This is a genomic window from Xanthomonas sp. CPBF 426, assembly GCF_903989465.1.
Classification (GTDB): domain Bacteria; phylum Pseudomonadota; class Gammaproteobacteria; order Xanthomonadales; family Xanthomonadaceae; genus Xanthomonas; species Xanthomonas euroxanthea.
The window spans coordinates 3171068-3195111 of the sequence record NZ_LR861805.1 but is presented as its reverse complement, the minus strand read 5'-3'; the positions used below and the strand labels follow the sequence as shown (position 1 = coordinate 3195111).

Sequence of the window (24044 nt, the reverse complement as noted above, 5' to 3'; positions counted from 1 at the left end):
CCGGGCAGGGCCAACAGCCCGGTTCAGCCGCCGGCAAGCGTGCGCCGTTGCGAGCGATGGTGCGCTTGTGCTTGGCGCATCGTCGCACTGCAGTCACAATGAGCGGCCCCATCACTGGACCCCTTCATGTCGCGCAAAGTTGCCGCCCGCAAGTCACGTATCCACGGCAATGGCATGTTCGCCCTCGCCGCGCTCCGCAAAGGCGAGCGCATCATCCAGTACAAGGGGCGTTTGCGCACGCACGCGGAAGTGGATGCCGATGACACCGGCGATGTCGAAAGCGGGCATACCTTCCTGTTCACGCTCAGCGACGACTACGTGCTGGATGCCAACTACGAGGGCAATGTCGCGCGCTGGATCAACCACAGCTGCAATCCCAATTGCGAAGCGGTGATCGAAGAGGCCGAAGGCGACGACCGTAGCAAGGACAAGATCTTCATCGAGGCCAAACGCGCGATCAAGGCCGGCGAAGAGCTTACCTACAATTACGGCATCACGTTGGCCGAGCGGCATACGCCGCGTCTGAAGAAGATCTGGGCATGCCGCTGCGGGTCCAAGAACTGCACCGGCACCATGCTGCAGCCCAAGCGCTGAGTACGCGCGTGCGGCTGCCCGCACTGACGCGGCGCACACATCGGTTCACTCACGTGCAACAGCTGCACGACTAGCGTGCGGGCTTCTTTTCAGCAAGGAGTCCCCCATGTCTTATTCGCTCTCCGGCAAGACCATCGCCGTGCTGGCCACCGACGGCTTCGAACAGTCCGAACTGACTGAGCCCAAACGCCTGCTGGAATCCTGGGGTGCCAAGGTCGATGTGATCGCGCCCGGTGACGCCGCGCAGATTCGCGCCTGGGACAAGACCGACTGGGGCGATTCGGTGCCGGTGGACCAGCGGCTGGACCAGGCCAAGGTCGACACCTACGATGCGCTGGTGCTGCCGGGCGGTGTGCTCAACCCCGACACCTTGCGCGGCGACGCCAAGGCGATCGCATTCATCCAGGCCTTTGCCAGCGCAGACAAGCCGGTTGCCGCGATCTGCCACGGCCCGTGGCTGCTGGTGGAAAGCGATCTGGTGCGCGATCGCGACGTCACCTCGTGGTCGTCGGTCAAGACCGACCTGCGCAATGCCGGCGCACGCTGGCAGGATGCAGAGGTCGTTGTCGACGGGGCGCTGATCACCAGCCGCAAGCCAGACGATATCCCGGCCTTCACCGCCGCGGTGGCCAAGGCCCTGGCGGCCTGATCGCGTCGTTGCAATGGTGACGGCATGAAAGCAAAGGCCCGGCGTGGTGGCGCCGGGCCTTTGTCTTGTTCAAATAATGGTTCGCATGAGTTGGCGCAACGGCATGACGGCGTACGTCCATGCTGCGTCGCGACCGGTGCGAGGGCCTATTTCCCGGACAGTGCGGCTGCCGGCACCAGTTGCTCGATGTTTTGGTTGAAATTGACCGCGACGCGGCCGTTCTGGATGCCGACCGATTCCACCTGCACATTGCCCATCACCGCCGCGATGGCCGGGTCGATGCGATAGATCGGCTCCTTGCGCGCATAATCGGCCAGCCAGGCATTGAGCAGCTGGCGGGTGCTTTGGTCGAGTCGTGCGCCAGCGTTGGCCGGGCGGAAGTCATCGATGGTGGGTTGATCCAGGTAAAAGCCCTGCTTGGCGGTGTCGTAGCGCAGTGCGCTGGTCAAGGTCACATTGCCGACCGGTGCGGGCGCGCCGCCGGCAGTGGCCAGCGCCAGATCGAATACCATCTTGAGCCGGTCGCCCGGCGGCAGCGACAGCGCCGGATTGCTGACCGTCATCTCGACCAGGCCGCCCAACGCATCATGCGTCTGCGGGAAGCGGCCACCCAGGAACTGCTGCAGGTCGCTGCCCTGCACGCTGATCTGGTGCCCCTGGATCTGCGGCGTCGCCCACGCGCCGGTCGTCGGTAGCGCCAGAGCCAGGGCAAGCAGGGATCCGGCAAGCGAACGCAGTTTCATCGGGTGACTCCGGCAACAGGTGGAGATCACCTTAGTCGGTGCCGGTGAACCGTGGGTTAGCGCAACACCGGATGCAGGGTGGCCGAATAGATCTCCCACTCGTCGCTGCCGCTGCGCGGCTGCAGCCGGTAAGCGCCGGCCAGGCGTTGGGTGCCGGCCTCGGTGCGCACGATCAGCCGCACCGGCACTTCGATCAGGCGCGTGGGCTGCGCGTGGTCCAGTGCGATGGGCGGGTCGTTGTCGATGCGCATCGACTGGATGTTGGTGATGCTGCGCAGCGCCGCATCGTCCGGTACCGGCGCAGGGCGACCACCGCTCCACAGTGCATCGGCATCGCCACGTGCCGCGCCGGGCAAGGCGCCCAGATACCGCTGCACGGTTGCGCTTGCTTTGGCGAAGCTGGCGCGCGTGGCGGCATCGTCAAGGCTGGCATCGGTTGCGGGTCGTGCGGGCGCATCGACCTCGGTGGCGACTCCTGGCGTCTTGGTCGCCGCCATGACTTGCGAGGACGCTGCCGCGGCGGTTTCTTCGTCAGCGCTGCGATGACAACTGCAACCGGCGATGGCCGCTGCAAACATGACGATCCCCAACCCACGCATGGCGCATCTCCCGTCCCCGATGTGCGCAGTGTAGCGATCACCGCGGCGTCGGTCTCAGCTGCCGGGAGCCGGCTGCACGCGCTGCAGGCGCTCCAGCAACAACTGCAGTTTTGGCCGCAAGGCCTCCAGCGCATCGCTTGGCTGCGCGCGCGGGCGGGCGGCCAGGTCTTCCAGCAGCTGCGAACCGACGGTCAGTGCGGCACATTCGTCGCTGCTCAGATCGCGTCGCAGGTGCAGTTCCTCGAGCAACCGCATCCAGTCGGCACGCGAGCGCTGTTCGAATTCGATGGTGCAGCGATCGCTGCAGGGGCGGCCATCGCTCTCGATGGGCGTGACCGTAATGCGATAGCGTTTTCGGGACATGGAAAGGGCGTCGTTCCTTGGGCTGACTCCACCATAGGCGCAGCCAGCAACGGCCTCGATAGCGCGGGCCATGACGCAGTGTTCCAGCATGCTCACTGTGCCGGCTGTGGCACGGGTTTGCGCAGCAGCGGCAGCGGATCGTACGCACCGTTGCGCCCATAGACACCATAGTGCAGATGCGGCGGCGTGCCGCGCGCGTTGCCGGTGGTGCCGACCATGCCGAGCCGTGTGCCGGGCTCGACGACATCGCCAACGGCCAGGCCGGCGGCCCAATCGTCCAGGTGCGCATAGTAATGGCGTTCCATCGCCGGCCCGAGCACCCAGACCTGTTTGCCGCCCAGGCCTTGATCGCGGATGGCACTGACCACCCCGCGCGTTGCGGACAGCACCGGCGTGCCGCGCAGCGCGAAGATATCCACGCCGGCATGGCGTCGGTCGCGACCGCGCGGTGCGCCGAAGGTATCGGCGATGCGGCGCGCCTGCACCCCTTCGACCGGTACCGATAACTGCGCCGGTGGCGGCATGCGCGACAGCTCCCAGCTGGTGCGCAGTTGTTCGGCAATCGGCAATTGCCATGCCCAGCGCGCCGCCACACCCAGGACGCACAACAGCGCAATGGACACCAGCAGGCGGCGCAGGCGACGTGCAGGGCTGCGGGCTGCCGACGGCATCGGTGTGGATGGGCGGGGAGACGATGGATCGGTCACATGCACCTGCTGCGTTGCGAATCAGCGTGCAGGGTAGGCAAGTGCCGATGAGCGGCATGTGGGTGGTGACGCGGGCGGTCACGCGCGCAAAAAAAAGACGGCCCGCAGGCCGCCTTCGTGGCACCGGAGGCATGCTCGATTAGAGCGCGGCGTCCTTCAACTTCTTCAACAGGCGCGCCTTGACCTTGAAGCTGGCCGGCTTCGCTGCAAAGGTCTGCTCTTCCTTGGTGAACGGGTTGATGCCCTTGCGCTTCGGCTTGGCCGGCACGTGGACGCTGGTCAGCTTCAGCATGCCCGGCAGGGTGAACGAGCCGGCGCCCTTCTTGTTCAGCGAAGAATGGGCGGCCGTTTCCAGCGACGCCAGAACGGCGCGGACGTCCTTCGGAGCCAGCTGGGTGGATTCGGCAATGTGCGCGACCAGGCCGGTCTTGCTCAGCGCTTCCTTGATCGGCTTCGGCGCAGCGGACTTGGCAGCAGCGGCCTTGGCCGGCTTTGCGGTCTTGGTCGCGGCGACCTTTTTCACTGCCTTCTTGGGGGCAGCCTTCTTAGCGGCGGTTTTTGCCATGAGTTATGTGTTCCGTGATCGTTGGTGGTGTTGGGTCTGCCGACCCGGTCGGCAACGCGAAATGTAGGGCAACTGCTGCGCGCCGCCAATAGGCAAACGATGAAACAACCGAAAAAAAGCGTCTTTTGACGGGGATTCGTTCACCGCTGGCAGAAAACCCCCGCCAAAGCGCTGTCGAAGCGGCTGCAATGCGCATGGCGATGCGGTGTCTGGCGCACAGCAGCAGGTCCTTTGCGCGAAGGCATGTGTGCTTTTTTGCAGCGCGCTCGGTGCCGAGCGTCGCTCACGGTGTGCTGCCGGCGGTGGCGTTCGCTGCCGCGATCAGCGTTGCTGCGTGGCTACGCCTTGCAGGAGACGTCTGGCGTTGCCGGCGGTTGGTACGCGTACCCGAGGCCTTGTTCGATCCGTCGACCCGCTGCGTTCGCGCTGTTGCTGCCATGTGCGCCAGTCACGTGCGCCGGGTTTTTTCCTGCACCTGGCAGGCGCCGATGCGCGACGCGTCGTGACGGTTCCACCGCACAGTCGCCTTGGCACTCCCGCGCGCGGCACGGCCGGCCGCTGCGAGACATTCCTGCTTTGGATGATGTCCCGTCACCGGTCGACTAATCATTGGCCGCCGACAAGCTGCGGCCGCGTTCGGTCGCTGCGGCAATCGCCTGGGCGGTGAGCGCTTCGAACTGGCCGGCCTGAAAAGTCTCGATTGCCGCCTGCGTGGTGCCGTTGGGCGAGGTCACCCGGCGGCGGAGCAGCTCCGGTGCTTCGCCCGATTCGGTCAGCATGCGCGAGGCACCGAGCAGGGTCTGCAGCACCAGTGTGCGTGCGGTCTCGGCTGGCAGGCCTTGCGCACGCGCGGCGGCTTCCATCGCTTCGGCCAGCAGGAACACATAGGCCGGACCGCTGCCGGAGACCGCCGTCACCGCGTCCATCTGCGCTTCGTCGTCGATCCAGACGGTGACACCGGCGCTCTCCAGCAAGCCGGTTGCCTGCGCGCGTTGCTCGTCGGACACGCGGGAATTGGCATACAGCCCGGTGACGCCGGCACCGAGCAGCGCGGGCGTATTGGGCATCGCGCGCACCACCGCAAGGTTGCCGCCGGACCAGCGCTCCAGCTGCGGCGCGGTGATGCCGGCGGCGATGGACAGCAGCAACGGCTGTTGCGCCTGCGCAAGATCGGCCAGCTGCGCGCATACCGCCGGCAGCACCTGAGGCTTGACCGCCAGCACCCAGACGGCTGCGCCCTCCACCGCGCTGCGTGCCTGCTCCACGGCATGCACGCCGAAATCGCGCGCCAGCGCATCGCGCAGTTCGGCCACCGGCTCGGCGACGCGGATGCTGGCAGCGGGGACGCCTTGCCGGATCAGCCCGGCAATCAGGCTGCGCGCCATGTTGCCGCCACCGACGAACGCGGTGAGCGCAGCGGCAGCAGGCGAGGGCGCGGGGGCGGAGGGCAGAGTCATTGCGACACCTTAAATAAGAGGAAGCAGGATAAGAGGGCGCAGCGACGCTGCGCGCGGCTGACCGGAAAGCATGCTCAGGACGCTGCGGCAGCCGATGCCGCGCGTTCGCCGAACAAGGCAGTTCCCACCCGCACCATGGTCGCGCCAGCTGCGATCGCTTCGGCAAAATCCGAACTCATGCCCATCGACAAGGTATCCACCTGCGGATACCGGCGCTTGAGGCCTTCGAACAGGTTCTGCATGCGGGTAAACGCCGCCATGCGGCGCGCCTGCTCGGGAAACGGCGCGGGGATCGCCATCAGGCCGCGCAATTGCAGCTGCGGTTGCAGCGCGATGGCCGCGGCCAGGCCGTCGACCGCCTCCGGCGCGCAGCCGTGCTTGCTGTCCTCGTCGTCGATATTGACCTGGATCAGCACATTCAACGGGGCGCGATCGGCCGGCCGGTGCCTGGCCAGCGGCGCGATCAGCTTGGCGCGGTCCACGGTCTGCACCCAGTCGAACCACTGGCTGGCCAGTTCGGCCTTGTTGGATTGCAGGTGGCCGATCAGGTGCCACTCCAGGCCCAGCGCCTGCAGTTGGGCGATCTTGGTTTGCGCTTCCTGCACGTAGTTTTCGCCGAACGCCCGCTGGCCCTGCGCCGCCAGCGCGGCAACCGCATCCGCCGGCCGGGTCTTGGACACTGCCAGCAGGCGCACATCGGCGCACGCGTGCCGAGCCGCGGCGGCGTGGATGGCATCGAGAATCTGCTGCAGCGACGAAGCCGGCACGTGGCAATCCAGGCGGGAAAGGAACGCTATAGTGCCGCCCCCGGCAGCGTCCTTCCAGCCGGCTTGCCGAATCGGGCCGGCCAAGGACGCTGCACCGGCGCGCGGCGGTGCCGGGACCGGCCGCAGGCGTGGCGAGCCGGCAGTCGATGCCCGAGCCGGACCAGGCAAGGAGCGTGCCCGCACCGCAGCCCCAAACCAACGCCTTCAGGCCCGCCCGATGGTGCCGGCCTGAACCGGCCGCGCGCCGCTTCCCGCCGGCAGCCAGAACGCTATACTGCCGCTTGGGGAGTAACTTCCAATCGCAGCCTAGGGGAAAAGCAGCGCATGGATATCGCTGAACTATTGGCGTTTTCTGTCAAGAACAAGGCATCGGACCTGCATCTGTCGGCTGGCTTGCCGCCGATGATCCGTGTCGATGGCGATGTCCGTCGCATCAATATTCCGGCCCTGGACCACAAGCAGGTGCACGCGCTGGTCTACGACATCATGTCGGACAAGCAGCGTCGCGATTACGAGGAATTCCTCGAGGTCGACTTCTCGTTCGAGATCACGTCGCTGGCGCGCTTCCGCGTCAATGCCTTCAACCAGAACCGCGGCGCCGGTGCGGTGTTCCGTACCATTCCGTCCGAAGTGCTGACGCTGGAGGACCTGGGCTGCCCGCCGATCTTCCGCCAGCTGATCGACCAGCCGCAGGGCCTGATCCTGGTCACCGGCCCGACCGGTTCGGGCAAGTCGACCACGCTCGCCGGCATGATCGACTACATCAACAAGAACGAATACGGCCACATCCTCACCGTCGAGGATCCGATCGAATTCGTGCATACCTCGCAGAAGTGCCTGATCAACCAGCGCGAAGTGCACCGCGACACGCACGGCTTCAACGAGGCGCTGCGCTCGGCGCTGCGCGAAGACCCGGACATCATCCTGGTCGGCGAATTGCGCGACCTGGAAACCATCCGCCTGGCGTTGACCGCCGCCGAAACCGGCCACCTGGTGTTCGGCACCCTGCACACCAGCTCGGCGGCCAAGACCATCGACCGCATCATCGACGTGTTCCCGGCCGGCGAAAAGCCGATGGTGCGCTCGATGCTGTCCGAATCGCTGCGTGCGGTGATTTCGCAGGCGTTGCTCAAGAAAGTGGGCGGCGGGCGCACCGCCGCCTGGGAAATCATGGTCGGCACCCCGGCCATCCGTAACCTGATCCGCGAGGACAAGGTGGCGCAGATGTACTCCTCGATCCAGACCGGCCAGCAATACGGCATGCAGACGCTGGACCAGCATCTGCAGGACCTGGTCAAGCGCAGCCTGATCACGCGCAACCAGGCACGCGAATACGCCAAGGACAAGCGGATATTCGAGTGATTCGGGAATAGGGAGTCGGGAATGGGGAATCGCAACAGCAGGTTTCCTGACCGGTCCCGGCTCCCGGTTGCTGGCTTTCCCGATTCCCGATTCTCGATTTCCCATTCCCGGCTCCGAAGGAGCACGCCATGAGCACCATCGACTTCACCTCCTTCCTCAAGCTGATGGCGCACCAGAAGGCGTCGGATCTGTTCATCACCTCGGGGATGCCGCCGGCGATCAAGGTGCACGGCAAGATCAGTCCGATCACCCAGACGCCGCTGACCGCGCAACAGAGTCGCGACCTGGTGCTGAACGTGATGACGCCGTCGCAGCGCGAAGAATTCGAAAAGACCCACGAGTGCAATTTCGCCATCGGCGTGTCCGGGGTCGGGCGCTTTCGCGTGAGCTGCTTCTACCAGCGCAACCAGGTCGGCATGGTGCTGCGCCGGATCGAAACGCGCATTCCCACAGTGGAGGAGTTGAGCCTGCCGCCGGTGATCAAGACGCTGGCGATGACCAAGCGCGGGATCATCATCTTCGTCGGCGCCACCGGTACCGGTAAATCGACCTCGCTGGCGGCGATGATCGGTTACCGCAACCAGAATTCCACCGGGCACATCATCACCATCGAAGACCCGATCGAATTCGTGCACAAGCACGAGGGCTGCATCATCACCCAGCGCGAAGTCGGCATCGATACCGACAGCTGGGAGAACGCGCTGAAAAACACCCTGCGCCAGGCGCCGGACGTGATCATGATCGGCGAGGTGCGCACCCGCGAGGGCATGGATCACGCCGTGGCCTTTGCCGAAACCGGCCACCTGGTGCTGTGCACCCTGCACGCCAACAACGCCAACCAGGCGATGGATCGCATCATCAACTTCTTCCCGGAAGACCGGCGCAACCAGCTGTTGATGGATCTGTCGCTCAATCTCAAGGGCGTGGTCGCGCAGCAGCTGATTCCGACCCCGGATGGTCGCGGCCGGCGTGTGGCGATGGAGATCATGCTGGGCACGCCGCTGGTGCAGGACTACATCCGCGACGGCGAGATCCACAAGCTCAAGGAGATCATGAAGGAGTCCACCAACCTGGGCATGCGCACCTTCGATCAGAGCCTGTTCGAGCTGTACCAGGCCGGCGAAATCAGCTACGAAGACGCGCTGCGCTACGCCGACTCGCAGAACGAGGTGCGCCTGCGCATCAAGCTCTCGCAGGGCGGCGACGCCAAGACCCTGGCCCAGGGACTGGATGGCGTGGAGATCGCCGAGGTTCGTTGAGCAATTGCAGGCGTGCTGCCGTGGCCGGTGTGCGGGGCATGCGCGGAAGCAGGATGGCCTGCGCCGGGCGCGGCGTGTTGCTGACTGCAGCTGTCCGGTGCGCGATGCCAGCGGCGGATGGCGCCGCAGCGACACGGGCGCAGCGGAAGGCGCGGACGGTGTGATGTTTCAGATGTAACCAGGTGCGCCGATAGTGTCTAATATCCGCACCCCACCGCAGTGCCCAGCCCGTGAGCCTTCCCGATTCCGATCTCCGTCCGGAGCAAGAGCCGTTGCCCGACGACGGCACAGTGATGACGTCCGGTCCGTTGACGCCGCCACCGGATTCGGCCGGTACCAGCGCCGATGACCACGCGTATCACCACTCGGTGGCCGAGGATGCGCAAGGCATGGTGCTGGCGACGTTGGTGGCATCGCTGGGGCTGGCGATCTTTGCCAAGGGCGGCCTGATGATCGGTGGCATGGCCGGGGTGGCGTTCCTGCTGCACTACGCGTTGCACTGGAATTTCGGCCTGGTGTTCGTGCTGGTCAATCTGCCGTTCTATTGGTTGAGCGTGCGCCGCATGGGCTGGGAATTCACCTTGAAGACCTTCGCTGCGGTGGGCGCCTGCGGGGCCTTGACCGACCTGCTGCCTCGTTGGGCCGACTATGCGCACATGAGCACATTGTTTGCCGCAGTGGTGGGCGGTGCGTTGGCCGGGCTGGGCATTCTGTTCTTCATTCGCCACCGCGGCAGCCTCGGCGGCATCGGCATCCTGGCGGTGTATCTGCAGCGCGAGCGTGGCTGGAGTGCGGGCAAGGTGCAGATGAGTTTCGATGCGATACTCATGCTAGTCGCGTTCTTCGTGCTGACGCCGGACAAGGTACTGTATTCGGCCATTGGCGCGCTGATGCTGAGCCTGGTGCTGATGTTCAACCACCGGCCGCACCGCTACATGGGCGTGTGAGCGCGCAGCGGAATTACACGACCTCCTCGCGCGCCGGGCAGTCTGTGGGCAGGTCCAGTCGCTGCATCAGGCCGCGCGCATCGAACGGTGCGTGCACCTTCATGTCGTTGTCGAAATAGCAGTACACGTCGGGCCGCGCGCGCTTGCTGGCACGCGGCCCGACACGCTGCGCATCGGAGGGCTCACCGCCTGCTGCCCAGGCCGCGATCCGCTCGCCCCAGCGGTCCAGAGCGTGGTCGCTGTAGCCGCTGGCATACAGTTGCGCGTCGCCATGCAGCCGCAGGTAGACAAAGTCGGCAGTGACATCCTCCAGGTACGGAAACTTGCCTGCAGTGTCGGCCACCACCACGCCCACCTTGTGCTTGCGCAGCAGCTTCATGCAGGACGGGTCGCAGAAGCTGGAATGGCGCATTTCCAGCGCATGCCGTAGCGGGCGCTTGCGATCGACGCTCAAGGCCGTGCGCCCCTGCATCAAGGTGGTGTCGCGTTTGCGCGCCAGGGTGAGTGCCGCCTCGGTGTCGTGCGGCAGGTTGGAGAGAAATGCATCCAGCACCGCTGCGTCAAAGCGCAGGCTTGGCGGCAATTGCCACAGGATCGGCCCTAGCTTTGGCCCCAGCCGCAGTACGCCGGATGCAAAGAAGTTGGCCAGCGCCTGTTCGCAATCGCGCAGCCGCTTCATATGCGTGACAAACCGCGGTCCTTTGACCGCGAAGACGAAGTCGTCCGGCGTCTCGTCATGCCAGCTCTGGTAGCTCTCCGGCCGCTGCAGCGAATAGAACGAGCCATTGATTTCCACGCTGGGAAAACAGCGCCCGGCGTAGGCCAACTCGCGCCGCTGGGCCAGGCCAGTCGGGTAGAACGTGCCGCGCCAGCGTGCATAACGCCAGCCTGAAATGCCGATGCGGATGCTCATGTGCCGACCATGCCGCGACGGGTGTGCAGTGATCGTGGATGCTGCGGCAAGGCCGCGTCATCTAGTGCGCCGCGTGCGTGCGAGTGGATAAGCGGGACGGCATTGTCGAAACGATCGCGCCGCTGCAAGGCGGGCGCGGCCGGTGCGCGGAGTAGGCATGGAGCGCGCCCCGGTACCCGCCTGGTGCGCAATCACTGTCTGGCTGTACCTGTGGGCGTGGGCGGCTGCGCGGAAGCCATCGTTATGACCCGCAGCACTGTGATTTGGGTAAATAGACCGGTGCCGCCCACATAGGCGTCATCCAGCAGATCGCGTTGGCCGTCCTCGTCCAGGTCGATCAGGGTGTAGTGGTGGCTGCGGTTCTCGGAGAGATCGTCTGCTTCGCTGGTGGTGCGCGCGCGGTAGGCTTGCAGCGCGTGCCACTCGGCATCGGTGACGCCGGCCGGCTGCGTGGGTGACACCGCCTCGGATGGGTCTTCCGCCGGATCCGGGCTCGCAATGTCGAAGCTTTGCCCGCTGGTAGCGGCGTAGCGTTTCATCACGGTGTCGATGGGCGTGGGGTCGCTGGCCGGCACGGCGACAATGTCACGGCGCAACTGGTCCAGCACCTGCGTCAGCGAAAGCCCAGGCACCTTGTGCGCGTCTGCCTGCGGCACTGCCGCGGCGAAGGCAATCAGCAACCCGCCAATGCTCAGCGAGCAGCGCAGGCGAGAGGTGTGATGCGGTGTGGCCGCGGCACGGAGTGCTGGCGCCTCGCACGCGGCACGCAGGGTGTCGCTCACGCGCTGCGCATCCAGGGCGGCGACAGTGCCTGAATGTCCGCAAATACCGGGCACTCGGGATGGTGCGCGCCGGGCAGGTAGCCCAGGCTCATCAGGAATTCGCCAGTGATCTCGCCGCCGGTGAAGCGGAAGGTCTTCTTGAACAGCTTGACCCAGGCGGCTTTGTCGAGCGGGTGCTGCGCGTCCAGCCATTGCGCGAAGCTGCCGTGCGTGGCGCGCAGCTGCTGGATGACCTGCGCGTTGTGGATGGCCGCCAGCACCTTCAGCCGGTTGCGGATGATGCCGGCATCGCCGAGCAGCCGTGCGATGTCGCTCTCGCCATAGGCCGCCACCGTGTCCACGTCGAAGCCGCCGTAGGCGCGCTGGAAGTTGCCGCGCTTGCGCAGGATGGTTTCCCAGCTCAGCCCGGCCTGATTGATCTCCAGCACCAGGCGCTCGAACAGCTCGGACTCCTCGCGTTGCGGAAAGCCGTACTCGTGATCATGGTAATGGCCGTGGACCGGATGGCCTGGGGCGATGCTGCAGTAGCCGCTCATGAGATGCCTGTTGTTGATGGACCGGTTGTAGGTGGACCGGCTGTGAGTGGACCAAGGGCCGGCGCTGTGGCCGGGAATCCGATGCACGGCCACAGCGACCGAACAGCGACGCGTGGGTGGATAGATCGACTGCCGTACCGGAGCAGATCGATCGCGGTAAGGCACAGCCTGTAGGGCCGCTGCGCAGCCGCCAGCAATCTGAATGGGCCGGTCTTGCCTGCCGGACCATCGGTGGCGTCTGCAAGGTCCAAGTTCATCGTCACATCGGTAGTCCAATGACGTCCGCGTACAGCAAGTATGGCAGCGGCTCTGCGCGCGGCGAAGCGAACGGCTAGAATGCGGCCATGTCCGTTTTGCCCACGCCTCTGGCCAACCAACTGCTGATCGCGCTTCCGGCGCTGTCCGATCCCACCTTTTCGCGTAGCGTCGCGCTGATCTGCCAGCACGACGAGAACGGCGCCATGGGCGTACTGGTCAACCGGCCCTCCGAGTACACCCTGGGCGAGGTCCTGTCGCAGATGGGCATCGACACCGTCGACGACCACCTGCGTGAGCAGGTCGTGCTCAGCGGCGGGCCGGTGCACCCGGAACGCGGTTTCGTCATCCACGACGATGCGCGCAACTGGGATTCCAGCCTGGAAGTGGGGCAGGGCGTGTACCTGACCACCTCGCGCGACATCCTCGAAGCCATGGCGGCCGGCGAAGGCCCGCGCAATGCGCTGGTGGCGCTGGGCTGTGCCGGCTGGGGCGCGGGGCAACTGGAATTCGAACTGGGCGAGAACAGCTGGCTGACCGCGCCGTCGGATGCCAATGTGCTGTTCGCCACCGCGCTGGAAGATCGCTGGCAGACCGCTGCCGGGCGCATCGGCGTGGATCTGTTCCGGCTGACGGATTATTCCGGGCATGCCTGAGGCGGGCGCGATCCGCCCCGATGGCACGGTGCTGGGCTTCGACGTGGGGTCGCGCCGGATCGGCGTGGCGGTCGGTACCGCATTGGGCGCCGGTGCGCGTGCAGTGGCGGTCATTCCTGTGCATGCGAATGGCCCGGACTGGGTCGCGCTGGACCGCGTGCACAAGGAATGGCGCCCCGACGGCCTGGTGGTCGGCGACCCGCTGACCCTGGACGACAAGGATCAACCCGCACGCAAGCGCGCACATGCCTTTGCCCGCCAACTGCGCGAGCGCTATGCGCTGCCGGTGGTACTGATCGACGAGCGCTCCAGTTCGGTCGAAGCCGCGCAGCGCTTCGCGCGCGAGCGCGCCGACGGGCGCAAGCGCCGCCGCGATGCCGAGGCGCTGGACGCGATGGCGGCCGCGGTGATCGTCGAACGCTGGTTGGCCGCGCCCGACCAAGCCACCCTTCTTCCCTGACACTCCCGACCTGCGATGACCACCATGCAACTCGATTCGGACGGACGCCTGCGCCACCTGCTCACCCTGGAAGGACTGCCGCGCACCACGCTGCTGCAACTGCTCGATCGTGCCGGCCAGATCCGCGACGCGGCTGTGGGGCGCGTGGGCAAGCGCAGCGTGCTCGCCGGCACCGCGGTGTGCACGCTGTTCTTTGAACCGTCCACGCGTACACGCAGCTCGTTCCACCTGGCTGCGCAGCGGCTGGGCGCGGATGTACTCAATTTCGATGCCTCGACCTCCTCGACCCGCAAGGGCGAGACCGCGCGCGACACCTTGAAGAACCTCGAGGCGATGGGCGTGCGCGGCTTTGTGGTGCGCCATCCCGACGACGGTGCGGTGGAAGCGCTGGCCGCAGCCGCAGGCGAGGGCACCGCGCTGATCAATGCCGGTGACGGCCGCAGTGCGCATCCCACCCAGGGCCTGCTCGACATGCTCACCCTGCGCCAGGCCAAGGGCACCGATTTTTCCAAGCTCAAGGTGGTGATTGTCGGCGACGTGAAGCACTCACGCGTGGCGCGCTCGGACCTGCATGCACTGCGCACGCTGGGTGCCGGCGAGATCCGCGTCTGCGGGCCGGCCAGCCTGCTGCCCGACGACGACATGCTGGACGGTTGCGTGGTCGGCCAGGACTTCGACGCCATGCTGGACGGTGCCGACGCCTTGATGATGCTGCGCCTGCAGCGCGAGCGCATGGAAGAAGGCCTGGTGCCGTCGCTGGAGCAGTATCACGCCGACTACGGACTCACCCGCGAGCGCCTGGCACGCGCCGGCCGTGATGCCGCCGTGCTGCATCCGGGCCCGATCAACCGCGGTGTGGAAATCACCGACGAAGTCGCCGACGGCGCGCAATCGTGCGTGCTGCGCCAGGTCGCCAACGGCGTGGCGGTACGCATGGCCGTACTGGAAACCCTGCTAGGTTGAGCCAGCCCGGCGACGCGACCGCGCATCCACAATGCGGTCGCGGCCGCCGCCGGCCGAGCGTCTTCGCGCAGACGCTCGCAAAGCCCTTGCCATCAGAACGCGCACGCGGCCTGCTCTTACGATTCCCGATTCCCGATTCCCGATTCCCGACTCCCGACTCCCGACTCCCGAATCCCGAATCCCGGCACCACGCCATAACATCCACTCGCCTATCGTGACCGCTCCTTTCATCGCAGGAGATCGCAATGGGTATTTCACGTCACGCCACCGCTCACTGGGAAGGCGACCTCAAGACCGGCAAGGGCCAGCTCAGCACACCGCAGAGCGGGCTGATGGACAAGACCCGCTACGCCTTCAGCAGCCGCTTCGGCGACGAGAAGGGCACCAACCCGGAAGAACTGATCGCCGCCGCGCATGCCGGCTGCTTCACCATGGCGCTGTCCGCTCAGCTGAGCGAAGCAGGCTTTCCGCCGATCTCGCTGGACACGCGTGCAGACGTGGACCTGTCGATGGAAGGCGGCCCGCAGCTGTCGCAGATCCGCCTCAAGCTCACCGCCGTGGTGCCGGGGATCGACGAAGCCAAGTTCCGCGAGCTGGCCGACACCGCCAAGAAGAACTGCCCGGTGTCCAAGGCGCTGAGCGCGGTGCCGATCAGCCTGGAAAGCGAGTTTTCCAACCAGGCGTGATCCCTGTGCGTGCGCCGGCGATGGTGGCCGGCGTACGCAGCTGGCGGCGACCTGAATAGGGCTTTGCAGGGGCGGTTCGGTTCAGGGCGGTTTCACTGGCGCAGGCCGAGCATCGGCTGCGTGTCCTCCCTGTGAAGCTGCTGCAATGAAAACTCTCGTGCTTGGTGCTCTGGTGGTGGGTCTGGCCGTTGCAGGCAATGCAACCGCGCAGCGCTATGACGGCGGCTACAACGGACGTGGCAACTACGAGGATGGTCGCTACGAATACGCGCGGGTGGTGCGCGTAGACCCGATCATCGTGACCGATACGTACAACGAGCGCAGCAGCGAACGCTGCTACAACCGCCCGGCCGACGGCTACTACACCAGCAACGATGGTTACTACCGCGATGGTGGCAGCTACGGCCAGGCCGGCGTGTCCAATCGCGGGGTGGCCAGCGTGATCGGCGGAATCGCCGGTGCGGTGCTCGGCAGCCAGGTCGGTGGCGGCAATGGCCGTCTGGTCGGTACCGCCGTCGGCACCATGGCCGGTGTCGCGGCAGGCCGTTCGATCTACGAAGCCAATAACCGCAACTACCAGGGCAATGTCAGCGTCTGCGAGCCGGTGTCCTACCGCCGCGAACGCGATCGTGTCGATGGCTACGACGTGACGTACGAATACGCGGGCCGCACCTATCACACGCGTAGCGACTACAACCCGGGCGATCGCATCCGCGTGCGCGTGGACGTGCGTCCCGACTGAGCGCCGCGGCATCGCGCCGTGCTCGGGCGATCTCTATCAGCCGCTTGAATGACGAAAACGCTGTGGGAGTCCACAGCGTTTTTCGTTTCGACCCAGGCGCGCGTCAGCCGCAGGATCAGGCGGCGATCACGCCCAATCCAGCGTGCCGCGAATCACCGTCTGCACCTGGCCGCCCGACCACACGTCACCATTGGCATCGATGCGCAATTCCAGCAGGGCGTCGAAGCCGATCTCGCGGCCCTGGCTGACCACATACCGGCGTTCCTTGCCGGGCAATGCGTTGCGACTGTCCAGCCAGGCGGCAAGCACCGCATTGGCCGCGCCGGAGGCGGCATCTTCGAAGCGCCGGCCATTGCCGACGAAGGCGCGCACCGCCAGATCGTAGGCGCCGGGCGCTGCGGCGCCGGCATAGGCGAACACGCCCATGCTGCCGGTGGATTCGGCCAGCGCGGCGATCGCCTCCCAATCAGGCTGCAGGCCGCGCAGTGCCGCTTCGCTGGCCAGTTCCACCACCCACCAGGTGCGGCCGCCGTCCATCAGCGCGGGCGGCAGCCCGCCGAGGGGCCAGCCGCGCAATGCATCGCGCAGGCGCGGGTCGTCGGCCTGCACCTTCTCGGCCACGCGCGCGCGCGGGGTGCGGATGGCGATGCTGCGGTGACCTGCGATCTGCTCCACGCGCAGCGGCAACTGGCCGGCGATGCCGTCCTGGATCAGCACGCCGTCGTCGGGCGCGGCCAGGCCGGCCTCCAGCACCGCATGTGCGGTGCCCACGCTGGGGTGGCCGGCAAACGGCACTTCCTTTTGTGGCGAAAACATCCGCAGCCGATAACTGCTGTGCGCGTCCGGCGCCGCAAACACGAAGGTGGTTTCCGGCAGCTTGGTCCAGCGTGCGATGGCCTGCATCGCGGCATCGTCCAGGCCTTCGGCATCCAGCACCACTGCCAGCGGGTTGCCGCTGCCGGGGCGGGCGGAGAACACATCCAGTTGCAGGAAGCGGCGGGTGGTCATGGTGGCGGATCCGCGAACAGGGCGCGGCAGCTTACCAATCGATGCGGCCTTCGATCACTTGCCTGGTCGTTCCGCCGATCCAGACCTCGCCTTGGTGATCCACCTCCACGTGGACGCGGCCGTCGCGGCCGACCTCGCGGCCCTGGCTGGCGACATAGCGCGACGCCTCGCCCGGCACGCGTCCCTGGCCGTGCAGGCGCGCGGCAATGCAGGCGTTGGCGCTACCGGTGACCGGATCTTCCGCAATGCCGTCGCCGGGGCAGAAGGCGCGTACCACCAGGTCCGCGTCGCCATTGGCCTGCGGCGCGTAGATGGCCAGGCCGGTGGCCGCGCTGGCCTGGGTCAGGCGGGTGATGGCGGCCAGATCGGGCAGCGCCTCGCGTACCGCCTGCGCGTCGGCCAGTTCCAGCAGCCACCAGCCGGGGCCGTTGTTCCAGAGGGTGGCCGGGTGGTCGGCCACGCGCAGACCCGCGCAGGCATCGCGTAACGCCGCGGCATGGATCGCGCCGGTCTCGATCGCTTGCGCACGCGGTGCCTGCAGCCGCACCAGCAGGGCGCCATGCCGGTCGATCACCTGCACCGGCAGCACGCCCGCCGCACATTGCTGGCGCATCCGGCCGTCCGGCTTGAACGCCACCAGCCCGTGGGTTGCCGCCGCCCATGCGGCGCCGACGCTGGGGTGGCCGGCAAACGGCAACTCGGCGCGCGGGGTGAAGATGCGGATGTGGTAATCCGCATCGGGCGCGCTGACCGGCAGGAAAAAAATCGTCTCCGACAGGTTCAGCCACGCGGCGATCTGCTGCATCTGCTCCGACGACAACGCCTGCGCGTTGAGCACCACGCCCAACGGATTGCCGTTGCCGTGCTGGCCGCCGAAGACATCCAGTTGCAGGTAGCGGTGCTTGCTCATGGGGCATGGATCTCGGTCGATGGAAGGCGCGTGGATGGTTGCAGCGCAAACCGTTGCGGTGATGGAAGCGGCCGCCGGCAGGCTGTGACCGCACGCGGGGTCATGCGGGCGACATTGGCAGTAGAATCGGAGGTTCCGCCCGGCGTACCGGGCGTTTTCCCCCTCATCCTAAACGCCTATCTCCATGTCAGCTCCCCACTCTACCGATCGTTGGATCGTCCTCAAGTTCGGCGGCACCTCGGTGTCGCGTCGTCATCGCTGGGACACGATTGGAAAACTGGCGGGCAAACGGGCCGAGGAAACCGGTGGCCGTGTGCTGGTGGTGGTGTCTGCATTGTCGGGCGTGACCAACGAACTCACCGCGATCGCCGATGGCGCCGCCGACAGCGCGCAGCGCGTGGCCGCGCTGGAGCAGCGTCACCGCCAGTTCCTGGCCGAGCTGGAGCTGGATGCCGATGCGGTGCTGGGCGAGCGCCTGGCCGCCTTGCATGCCTTGGTCGGCGACGCGCGCGCGGCCGCGCGCACGCTGGACTGGCAGGCCGAGGTGCTGGGGCAGGGCGAGTTGCTGTCTTCCACCATCGGTGCGGCGTACCTGCATGCCAGTGGCCTGGACATGGGCTGGCTGGATGCGCGCCAGTGGCTGTCGGCGCTGCCGCCGCAGCCCAATCAGAGCGAATGGTCCAAGCGCCTGTCGGTGTCCTGCCAATGGCAGTCCGACGCCCACTGGCGCGCGCGTTTCGATGCGCAGCCCACCCGCCTGTTGATCACCCAGGGCTTCATTTCGCGGCACGCCGATGGCGGCACCGCGATCCTGGGGCGTGGCGGTTCGGATACCTCGGCGGCGTATTTCGGTGCGCTGCTCGGCGCCAGCCGCGTGGAAATCTGGACCGACGTGCCCGGCATGTTCAGCGCCAATCCCAAGGAAGTGCCGGACGCGCGGCTGCTGACCCGCCTGGACTATTACGAAGCGCAGGAAATCGCCACCACCGGCGCCAAGGTGCTGCACCCGCGCTCGATCAAGCCATGCCGCGATTCCGGCGTGCCGATGGCGATCCTGGATACCGAGCGCCCCGATCTGCCGGGCACCAGCATCGACGGCAATGCCGAGCCGGTGCCGGGCGTCAAGGCGATCAGCCGGCGCAACGGCATCGTGCTGGTGTCGATGGAAGGCATCGGCATGTGGCAGCAGGTGGGCTTCCTGGCCGATGTGTTTACGCTGTTCAAGAAGCACGGCCTGTCGGTGGACCTGATCGGTTCGGCCGAGACCAATGTCACCGTGTCGCTGGACCCGTCCGAGAACCTGGTCAACACCGATGTGCTGGCAGCGTTGTCGGCCGATCTGTCGCAGATCTGCAAGGTCAAGATCATCGTGCCGTGTGCGGCGATCACCCTGGTCGGGCGCGGCATGCGCTCGCTGCTGCACAAGCTCTCCGACGTGTGGGCCACGTTCGGGCAGGAGCGCGTGCACATGATCTCGCAGTCGTCCAACGACCTGAATCTGACCTTCGTCATCGACGAAGCCGATGCCGATGGCCTGCTGCCGATCCTGCATGCGGAACTGATCGACAGCGGCGCGATGCCGGTGAGCGAAGGCGAGGTGTTCGGGCCGCGCTGGCGCGAGATCATCGGCTCGGTGCGCCCGCGGCCCACGCCGTGGTGGCATGCCGAGCGCGCGCACCTGCTGACACTGTCCAAGGCCGGCACGCCGCGTTACGTCTATCACCTGCCCACGGTGCGGGCGCGGGCGCAGGCGCTGGCGCAGATCGCGGCGGTGGATCAGCGTTATTACGCAATCAAGGCCAATGCGCATCCGGCGATCCTGATGGCGCTGGAACAGGCCGGGTTCGGCCTGGAATGCGTCTCGCACGGCGAGCTGCGCCGCGTGTTCGACACCTTGCCCGAGCTGTCGCCGCGGCGCGTGCTGTTCACGCCGAGCTTCGCGCCCAAGGCCGAATACGAAGCGGGATTTGCGCTGGGCGTGACCGTCACCGTGGACAACGTCGAAGCATTGCGGCGCTGGCCGGAGGTGTTCCGCGGCCGCAACGTGTGGCTGCGCATCGACCTGGGTCACGGCGACGGGCACCACGAGAAGGTCAACACCGGCGGCAAGGCGTCCAAGTTCGGCTTGTCGTCCACGCGCGTGGATGAGTTCGTGGAGGTGGCGCGCACGCTCGAGGTCACCATCACCGGCGTGCATGCGCACCTGGGCAGTGGCGTGGAGACCGGCGAACACTGGCGGATGATGTACGACGAACTGGCCGGCTTTGCGCGCCGCATCGGCACGGTGGAGACCATCGACATCGGTGGCGGCCTGCCGATTCCCTACAGCGCCGAGGACGAGCCGTTCGACCTGGAGGTGTGGGCCAAGGGCCTGGCCGAGGTCAAGGCGGTGCATCCGGGCTATCGCCTGGCGATCGAGCCGGGCCGCTACCTGGTGGCCGAAGCCGGCGTGCTGCTGGCGCAGGTGACCCAGGTGATCGAAAAGGATGGCGTGCAGCGCGTGGGCCTGGATGCGGGCATGAACACGCTGATCCGCCCGGCCTTGTACGACGCCTGGCACGACATCGAGAACCTCAGCCAGCTCGATGCGCCGGCCGATGGCAGCTTCGATATCGTCGGGCCGATCTGCGAATCCTCCGACGTGTTCGGCAAGCGCCGTCGTCTGCCTGCCGCCACCGCACCGGGCGATGTGATGCTGGTGGCTGATGCCGGTGCCTACGGCTACTCGATGGCCAGCACTTACAACCAGCGCGAATTGCCGCGCGAAGAGGTGATCGATGCGCCCGCAGGCTGAGTTCGTTGCGCTCAGTACGCTGGCCGGTGGCGGTGCGATCGTGTTCGCCACCGCGCTCCAGCAACTGAGCCTGGGCATGCCGTGGAGCGACACCTTCAAATGGGCGCTGCCCGCGTTGGTCGCCGCCGGTATCGGCGCATGGCTGGCCGGGCGTTGGCAACATCGACGCGATGCGCGGGCTCCGGCGCGCCGCAGTGGCGGGATGGCGGTGCGCACGGTGCTGTTGAGCGCGCTGAGTTATGTGCCGGTGGTGGCGCTGTATCTCGCAGTCGCCTTCGCGGTGTCCGGCGATGCGACAGCCGCACGCCTGGATGTGCTGGTGCTGGCGGTGCTGTTCGGTTGCCTGCCGCTGCTGTGGGCCGTGGTGCCGTTTTCCATGATTGAATATGTCCTGTGCCGGCGTTATCTGCGTCGCGTACGTGTTCCTGCAGGTAGTCCATGAGCGCTTTCGACAAACACCAGATCTCCACCTTCCGTTTCGTGCGTTGCGCACTCGACGCACAGACCGGCGTGGCGACGCTGGTGTATGCCTTCGACCAAGGGCCGGAACTGGTCGAGACCGTCGCGGTGCCGGGTGCACCCTTTGCGCTGGACGGCGCGCATGCCGCTGCGGTGCAACAGGCGCTGCGCCTGCTGCACCTCATCGCCGGCGTCAGCTATTTCAAGGCGGCGGTACCGCCGACCATCCAGATCGACGATTACGCCATCGACGCGGACACCGCCGCGCTGGTGGAAAGCGTCTACCTGCACGGCCTGGGCGAGTTCGCCTACCGCAATGGCTTGAACCTGCACGGCAGGATCCGCTTCCCGGTGGCCGCACCGGCAACTGCCGACGCGCCAGCGCTGGGCCTGCGTGAGCATGCGTTGGTGGCGATCGGCGGCGGCAAGGATTCGCTGGTCAGCATCGAAGCCCTGCGGCATGCCGGCATCGACCAGACGGTGAGCTGGATCGGCGGCTCGCAGCTGATCCGTGCCTGCGCCGAGCGCACCGGTCTGCCGGTGCTCAATATCGGCCGCGTGCTGGCGCCGGAATTGTTCGAGCTCAATCGCCAGGGCGCGTGGAACGGGCATATCCCGGTCACCGCGGTGAACTCGGCCATCCTGGTGCTGTCCGCCTTGCTCAATGGCGTGGACCAGGTGGTGTTTTCCAACGAGCGTTCGGCCAGTTACGGCAGCCAGATTCCCGGCACCGGCGAGGTCAATCACCAGTGGTCCAAGGGCTGGGCGTTCGAGCAGGCATTCGGCGACTACGTGCAGCGGCATGTGGCGGCCGACCTGCGCTATTACTCGTTGCTGCGGCCGTTGTCGGAGCTGGCGGTGGCGCGCCAGTTCGCCAAGACCGACCACTACGACGCGCATTTTTCCAGCTGCAACCGCAACTTCCACATCATGGGCGAGCGCCCGGTGCATCGCTGGTGCGGGGTCTGCCCGAAGTGCCATTTCGTGTTCCTGGCGTTGGCACCGTTCATGCCCAAGACGCGCCTGGTCAACATCTTCGGGCGCAATCTGCTCGACGATGCAAGCCAGGCCGGCGGCTACGATGCGCTGCTGGAATTCCAGGACCACAAGCCGTTCGAATGCGTGGGCGAAGGCCGCGAATCGCGCGCGGCAATGGCGGCGCTGGCCGGCCGTGCCGAATGGAAGGAAGACGCGCTGGTGCTGCGTTTCATCCGCGAGATCCAGCCGCAGCTGGACCAGCAGGAATTGCAGCTGGAGCCGTTGCTGGCCATCGACGGCGAGCACCGGATTCCGTCGGCGCTGTGGGAGCGCGTGCGTGCGAATTTCGCAGCTTGAGGGCAAGGCGGTTGCGTTATGGGGTTGGGGGCGCGAAGGACGCGCCGCGTATCGCGCCTTGCGCGCCGCGTTGCCGACGCAAACGCTGACGGTGTTCTGCAACGCCGACGAAGCGCGCGAGCTCGAGACGCTGGCCGATGCTGCGTTGCATGTGGAAACCGAGGCCAGCGCGCAGGCGCTGGGCCGGTTCGAGGTGGTGGTGAAATCGCCCGGCATCAGCCCGTATCGCCCCGAGGCGCATACCGCGGCAACCGTGCACGGCACGCAGTTCATCGGCGGCACCGCGTTGTGGTTTGCCGAGCATGCGCAGCCAGATGGCGTGGTGCCGGGCGCCATCTGCGTCACCGGCACCAAAGGCAAGAGCACCACCACCGCGCTGCTGGCGCATCTGCTGCGTGCGGCCGGCCATCGCACTGCGCTGGTCGGCAACATCGGCCAGCCCTTGCTGGAAGTGCTGGCACCGCAACCGCCGCCGACATATTGGGCGATCGAGTTGTCCAGCTACCAGACCGGCGAGGTGGGGCGCAGCGGCGCGCGTCCGGAATTGGCGCTGGTGCTGAACCTGTTTCCCGAGCATCTGGACTGGCATGGCGACGAGGCGCGCTATGTGCGCGACAAGCTGGCGCTGGTCACCGAAGGCCGCCCGCGCATTGCCTTGCTCAATGCCGCCGATCCGCATCTGACCCAGTTGCAGTTGCCCGACAGCCAGGTGCGTTGGTTCAACCATCCCGATGGCTGGCACCTGCGCGGCGATGTGGTGTATCGCGGCGAGCAGCCGGTGTTCGACACCACCAACGTGCCGCTGCCCGGCGAACACAATCGGCGCAACCTATGCGCGGTGCTGGCAGCGGTGGAAGCCCTGGGGCTGGACGCTGCGGCGCTGGCACCGGCCGCAGCGAGCTTCCGCCCGTTGCCAAACCGCCTGCAGCTGCTCGGCAGCGTGGACGGCATCAGCTACGTCAACGACTCGATCAGCACCACGCCGCATGCGTCACTTGCGGCGCTGGCCTGCTTTGCGCAGCGTCGTGTGGCCTTGCTGGTGGGTGGGCACGATCGTGGGCTGGACTGGCAGGAGTTTGCCGCGCAGATGGCGCAGAAAGCGCCGCTGGAAATCGTCACCATGGGGGCGAACGGGCCGCGGATCCATGCGTTGCTGGCCCCGCTGGCCGAGAGCGGCCGCTTCGGCCTGCATGCGGCCGCCGACCTGGAACATGCCGTGCGGCTGGCAAGCGAGGCGCTGGGCGAGCAGGGCGGTGTGGTGCTGCTGTCGCCGGGGGCGCCCAGCTTCGGCGCGTACAGCGACTACGTCGCGCGCGGCCGCCATTTTGCGCAGCTGACCGGGTTCGACCCGGCGATGATCAGCGCGATTCCGGGCCTGGGCGTGCAGTAGCGCTGCAATGACCGCGCCGGTCGATGGCGGTCATTCGCCTCGAGTTTTCGATCGCGGCTGCAGGCCGCCGACGCAACCGCTCTGCCGTCGCGGGCGATGACCCGGCCTGCACGGCAACAGCGCCTACACTCGCCGGACCTTCC

The 24044-nt window shown here is 66.7% G+C and carries 26 protein-coding genes; 14 read left to right on the top strand and 12 right to left on the bottom strand.

From position 1 onward, the window contains the following. The first annotated feature begins 126 nt into the window (after positions 1-126). The gene (locus tag H7A87_RS13665; protein WP_016902346.1) at positions 127-594 is read left to right on the top strand and encodes an SET domain-containing protein-lysine N-methyltransferase; all 468 of its coding nucleotides are present in this window, start codon (positions 127-129) and stop codon (positions 592-594) included. Between the two features lie 106 nt (positions 595-700). After that, entirely contained in the window at positions 701-1243 is a 543-nt protein-coding gene (locus tag H7A87_RS13660) for a type 1 glutamine amidotransferase domain-containing protein (protein WP_119127825.1), read from the top strand. 146 nt (positions 1244-1389) lie between these two features. Here the strand turns inward: H7A87_RS13660 and H7A87_RS13655 are convergent, their stop codons facing one another. The 7 genes from H7A87_RS13655 to H7A87_RS13625 form a co-directional block, all read right to left on the bottom strand. After that, entirely contained in the window at positions 1390-1986 is a 597-nt protein-coding gene (locus H7A87_RS13655) for a DUF1439 domain-containing protein (protein WP_119127827.1), read from the bottom strand. Positions 1987-2042: 56 nt separating this feature from the next. Continuing rightward, positions 2043-2363 carry a hypothetical protein gene (locus H7A87_RS13650; protein WP_119128024.1) on the bottom strand — a complete coding sequence of 107 codons (321 nt, stop codon included), beginning with the start codon at positions 2361-2363 and terminating at the stop codon, positions 2043-2045. A 276-nt stretch (positions 2364-2639) separates the two neighbouring features. Next, complete coding sequence (locus tag H7A87_RS13645) at positions 2640-2948, bottom strand: DUF3861 family protein (protein ID WP_104583084.1); 309 nt, start codon at positions 2946-2948, stop codon at positions 2640-2642. A 92-nt stretch (positions 2949-3040) separates the two neighbouring features. After that, the gene (locus H7A87_RS13640; RefSeq protein WP_119127829.1) at positions 3041-3619 is read right to left on the bottom strand and encodes a M23 family metallopeptidase; all 579 of its coding nucleotides are present in this window, start codon (positions 3617-3619) and stop codon (positions 3041-3043) included. Between the two features lie 175 nt (positions 3620-3794). Beyond that, entirely contained in the window at positions 3795-4220 is a 426-nt protein-coding gene (locus tag H7A87_RS13635; protein ID WP_104583086.1) for an HU family DNA-binding protein, read from the bottom strand. A 602-nt stretch (positions 4221-4822) separates the two neighbouring features. After that, positions 4823-5677 (bottom strand): pyrroline-5-carboxylate reductase, encoded by an 855-nt coding sequence (proC, locus tag H7A87_RS13630; protein ID WP_104583087.1) that lies wholly within the window; start codon positions 5675-5677, stop codon positions 4823-4825. 74 nt (positions 5678-5751) lie between these two features. Then, entirely contained in the window at positions 5752-6444 is a 693-nt protein-coding gene (locus tag H7A87_RS13625) for a YggS family pyridoxal phosphate-dependent enzyme (RefSeq protein WP_119127830.1), read from the bottom strand. A gap of 324 nt (positions 6445-6768) precedes the next feature. On the opposite strand from H7A87_RS13625, the gene H7A87_RS13620 reads away from it, so the two are divergent. The 3 genes from H7A87_RS13620 to H7A87_RS13610 all read left to right on the top strand — a co-directional run bounded on the left by H7A87_RS13620 (position 6769) and on the right by H7A87_RS13610 (position 10012). Next, positions 6769-7806, top strand: a complete 1038-nt coding sequence (locus H7A87_RS13620) for a type IV pilus twitching motility protein PilT (RefSeq protein WP_104583089.1) — start codon at positions 6769-6771, stop codon at positions 7804-7806. Between the two features lie 128 nt (positions 7807-7934). Then, entirely contained in the window at positions 7935-9065 is a 1131-nt protein-coding gene (locus tag H7A87_RS13615; protein WP_016902355.1) for a PilT/PilU family type 4a pilus ATPase, read from the top strand. A gap of 272 nt (positions 9066-9337) precedes the next feature. Beyond that, on the top strand, positions 9338-10012 hold the full coding sequence (locus tag H7A87_RS13610) for a YitT family protein (protein WP_166765967.1): 675 nt from the start codon (positions 9338-9340) through the stop codon (positions 10010-10012). A gap of 13 nt (positions 10013-10025) precedes the next feature. On the opposite strand, the gene H7A87_RS13605 is transcribed toward H7A87_RS13610, so the two are convergent. The 3 genes from H7A87_RS13605 to H7A87_RS13595 form a co-directional block, all read right to left on the bottom strand. Then, complete coding sequence (locus H7A87_RS13605; protein WP_119127832.1) at positions 10026-10925, bottom strand: DUF72 domain-containing protein; 900 nt, start codon at positions 10923-10925, stop codon at positions 10026-10028. Between the two features lie 191 nt (positions 10926-11116). Continuing rightward, a complete protein-coding gene (locus H7A87_RS13600) occupies positions 11117-11707 on the bottom strand; it encodes a hypothetical protein (protein ID WP_232087852.1) in 591 nt (196 codons plus the stop codon). Then, positions 11704-12243, bottom strand: a complete 540-nt coding sequence (locus tag H7A87_RS13595; RefSeq protein WP_119127834.1) for a DNA-3-methyladenine glycosylase I — start codon at positions 12241-12243, stop codon at positions 11704-11706. The genes H7A87_RS13600 and H7A87_RS13595 overlap by 4 nt, the downstream gene beginning before the upstream one ends. 344 nt (positions 12244-12587) lie before the next feature. Here H7A87_RS13595 and H7A87_RS13590 point away from each other — a divergent pair, with 344 nt between their 5' ends. From H7A87_RS13590 to H7A87_RS13570, 5 genes are all read left to right on the top strand, one after another. Continuing rightward, entirely contained in the window at positions 12588-13154 is a 567-nt protein-coding gene (locus H7A87_RS13590; protein ID WP_119127835.1) for a YqgE/AlgH family protein, read from the top strand. Further along, entirely contained in the window at positions 13147-13614 is a 468-nt protein-coding gene (gene ruvX, locus H7A87_RS13585; protein WP_104583092.1) for a Holliday junction resolvase RuvX, read from the top strand. The genes H7A87_RS13590 and ruvX overlap by 8 nt, the downstream gene beginning before the upstream one ends. A 15-nt stretch (positions 13615-13629) precedes the next feature. Next, complete coding sequence (locus tag H7A87_RS13580; RefSeq protein ID WP_104583093.1) at positions 13630-14577, top strand: aspartate carbamoyltransferase catalytic subunit; 948 nt, start codon at positions 13630-13632, stop codon at positions 14575-14577. A 245-nt stretch (positions 14578-14822) separates the two neighbouring features. Next, a complete protein-coding gene (locus H7A87_RS13575) occupies positions 14823-15263 on the top strand; it encodes an OsmC family protein (protein WP_119127839.1) in 441 nt (146 codons plus the stop codon). 145 nt (positions 15264-15408) lie between these two features. Beyond that, positions 15409-16005 (top strand): glycine zipper 2TM domain-containing protein, encoded by a 597-nt coding sequence (locus H7A87_RS13570; protein ID WP_164739147.1) that lies wholly within the window; start codon positions 15409-15411, stop codon positions 16003-16005. A gap of 126 nt (positions 16006-16131) precedes the next feature. Here H7A87_RS13570 and H7A87_RS13565 read toward each other — a convergent pair whose 3' ends face one another. Together H7A87_RS13565 and H7A87_RS13560 are read right to left on the bottom strand one after the other, a co-directional pair. Continuing rightward, a complete protein-coding gene (locus tag H7A87_RS13565) occupies positions 16132-17013 on the bottom strand; it encodes a PhzF family phenazine biosynthesis protein (protein ID WP_104648122.1) in 882 nt (293 codons plus the stop codon). Positions 17014-17044: 31 nt separating this feature from the next. Further along, on the bottom strand, positions 17045-17923 hold the full coding sequence (locus H7A87_RS13560; protein WP_119127841.1) for a PhzF family phenazine biosynthesis protein: 879 nt from the start codon (positions 17921-17923) through the stop codon (positions 17045-17047). A gap of 184 nt (positions 17924-18107) precedes the next feature. On the opposite strand from H7A87_RS13560, the gene H7A87_RS13555 reads away from it, so the two are divergent. Genes H7A87_RS13555 through murD form a run of 4 tightly spaced genes read left to right on the top strand, consistent with a single transcriptional unit; the run spans position 18108 to position 23901 of the window. Further along, a complete protein-coding gene (locus H7A87_RS13555) occupies positions 18108-20717 on the top strand; it encodes a bifunctional aspartate kinase/diaminopimelate decarboxylase (RefSeq protein ID WP_119127843.1) in 2610 nt (869 codons plus the stop codon). Further along, positions 20701-21159 carry a hypothetical protein gene (locus tag H7A87_RS13550; RefSeq protein WP_119127845.1) on the top strand — a complete coding sequence of 153 codons (459 nt, stop codon included), beginning with the start codon at positions 20701-20703 and terminating at the stop codon, positions 21157-21159. Before H7A87_RS13555 ends, H7A87_RS13550 begins: the two co-directional genes overlap by 17 nt. Beyond that, positions 21156-22511 carry a UDP-N-acetyl-alpha-D-muramoyl-L-alanyl-L-glutamate epimerase gene (gene murL / locus H7A87_RS13545; RefSeq protein WP_119127846.1) on the top strand — a complete coding sequence of 452 codons (1356 nt, stop codon included), beginning with the start codon at positions 21156-21158 and terminating at the stop codon, positions 22509-22511. The genes H7A87_RS13550 and murL overlap by 4 nt, the downstream gene beginning before the upstream one ends. Next, positions 22492-23901 (top strand): UDP-N-acetylmuramoyl-L-alanine--D-glutamate ligase, encoded by a 1410-nt coding sequence (gene murD, locus H7A87_RS13540; RefSeq protein ID WP_119127848.1) that lies wholly within the window; start codon positions 22492-22494, stop codon positions 23899-23901. The genes murL and murD overlap by 20 nt, the downstream gene beginning before the upstream one ends. The last annotated feature ends 143 nt before the right edge of the window (positions 23902-24044 follow it).

Bases quoted from the DNA above. Each gene is read 5' to 3' on its own strand.
- H7A87_RS13635 (WP_104583086.1), bottom strand. From the start codon at position 4,220: ATGGCAAAAACCGCCGCTAAGAAGGCTGCCCCCAAGAAGGCAGTGAAA.
- murL (WP_119127846.1), top strand. From the start codon at position 21,156: ATGAGCGCTTTCGACAAACACCAGATCTCCACCTTCCGTTTCGTGCGT.
- H7A87_RS13620 (WP_104583089.1), top strand. From the start codon at position 6,769: ATGGATATCGCTGAACTATTGGCGTTTTCTGTCAAGAACAAGGCATCG.
- H7A87_RS13565 (WP_104648122.1), bottom strand. From the start codon at position 17,013: ATGACCACCCGCCGCTTCCTGCAACTGGATGTGTTCTCCGCCCGCCCC.
- H7A87_RS13605 (WP_119127832.1), bottom strand. From the start codon at position 10,925: ATGAGCATCCGCATCGGCATTTCAGGCTGGCGTTATGCACGCTGGCGC.
- H7A87_RS13665 (WP_016902346.1), top strand. From the start codon at position 127: ATGTCGCGCAAAGTTGCCGCCCGCAAGTCACGTATCCACGGCAATGGC.
- H7A87_RS13570 (WP_164739147.1), top strand. From the start codon at position 15,409: ATGAAAACTCTCGTGCTTGGTGCTCTGGTGGTGGGTCTGGCCGTTGCA.
- H7A87_RS13575 (WP_119127839.1), top strand. From the start codon at position 14,823: ATGGGTATTTCACGTCACGCCACCGCTCACTGGGAAGGCGACCTCAAG.
- H7A87_RS13550 (WP_119127845.1), top strand. From the start codon at position 20,701: ATGCGCCCGCAGGCTGAGTTCGTTGCGCTCAGTACGCTGGCCGGTGGC.
- H7A87_RS13615 (WP_016902355.1), top strand. From the start codon at position 7,935: ATGAGCACCATCGACTTCACCTCCTTCCTCAAGCTGATGGCGCACCAG.
- H7A87_RS13555 (WP_119127843.1), top strand. From the start codon at position 18,108: ATGTCAGCTCCCCACTCTACCGATCGTTGGATCGTCCTCAAGTTCGGC.
- H7A87_RS13595 (WP_119127834.1), bottom strand. From the start codon at position 12,243: ATGAGCGGCTACTGCAGCATCGCCCCAGGCCATCCGGTCCACGGCCAT.
- proC (WP_104583087.1), bottom strand. From the start codon at position 5,677: ATGACTCTGCCCTCCGCCCCCGCGCCCTCGCCTGCTGCCGCTGCGCTC.
- H7A87_RS13645 (WP_104583084.1), bottom strand. From the start codon at position 2,948: ATGTCCCGAAAACGCTATCGCATTACGGTCACGCCCATCGAGAGCGAT.
- H7A87_RS13640 (WP_119127829.1), bottom strand. From the start codon at position 3,619: ATGCCGTCGGCAGCCCGCAGCCCTGCACGTCGCCTGCGCCGCCTGCTG.
- H7A87_RS13580 (WP_104583093.1), top strand. From the start codon at position 13,630: ATGACCACCATGCAACTCGATTCGGACGGACGCCTGCGCCACCTGCTC.
- H7A87_RS13660 (WP_119127825.1), top strand. From the start codon at position 701: ATGTCTTATTCGCTCTCCGGCAAGACCATCGCCGTGCTGGCCACCGAC.
- H7A87_RS13560 (WP_119127841.1), bottom strand. From the start codon at position 17,923: ATGAGCAAGCACCGCTACCTGCAACTGGATGTCTTCGGCGGCCAGCAC.
- ruvX (WP_104583092.1), top strand. From the start codon at position 13,147: ATGCCTGAGGCGGGCGCGATCCGCCCCGATGGCACGGTGCTGGGCTTC.
- H7A87_RS13590 (WP_119127835.1), top strand. From the start codon at position 12,588: ATGTCCGTTTTGCCCACGCCTCTGGCCAACCAACTGCTGATCGCGCTT.
- H7A87_RS13655 (WP_119127827.1), bottom strand. From the start codon at position 1,986: ATGAAACTGCGTTCGCTTGCCGGATCCCTGCTTGCCCTGGCTCTGGCG.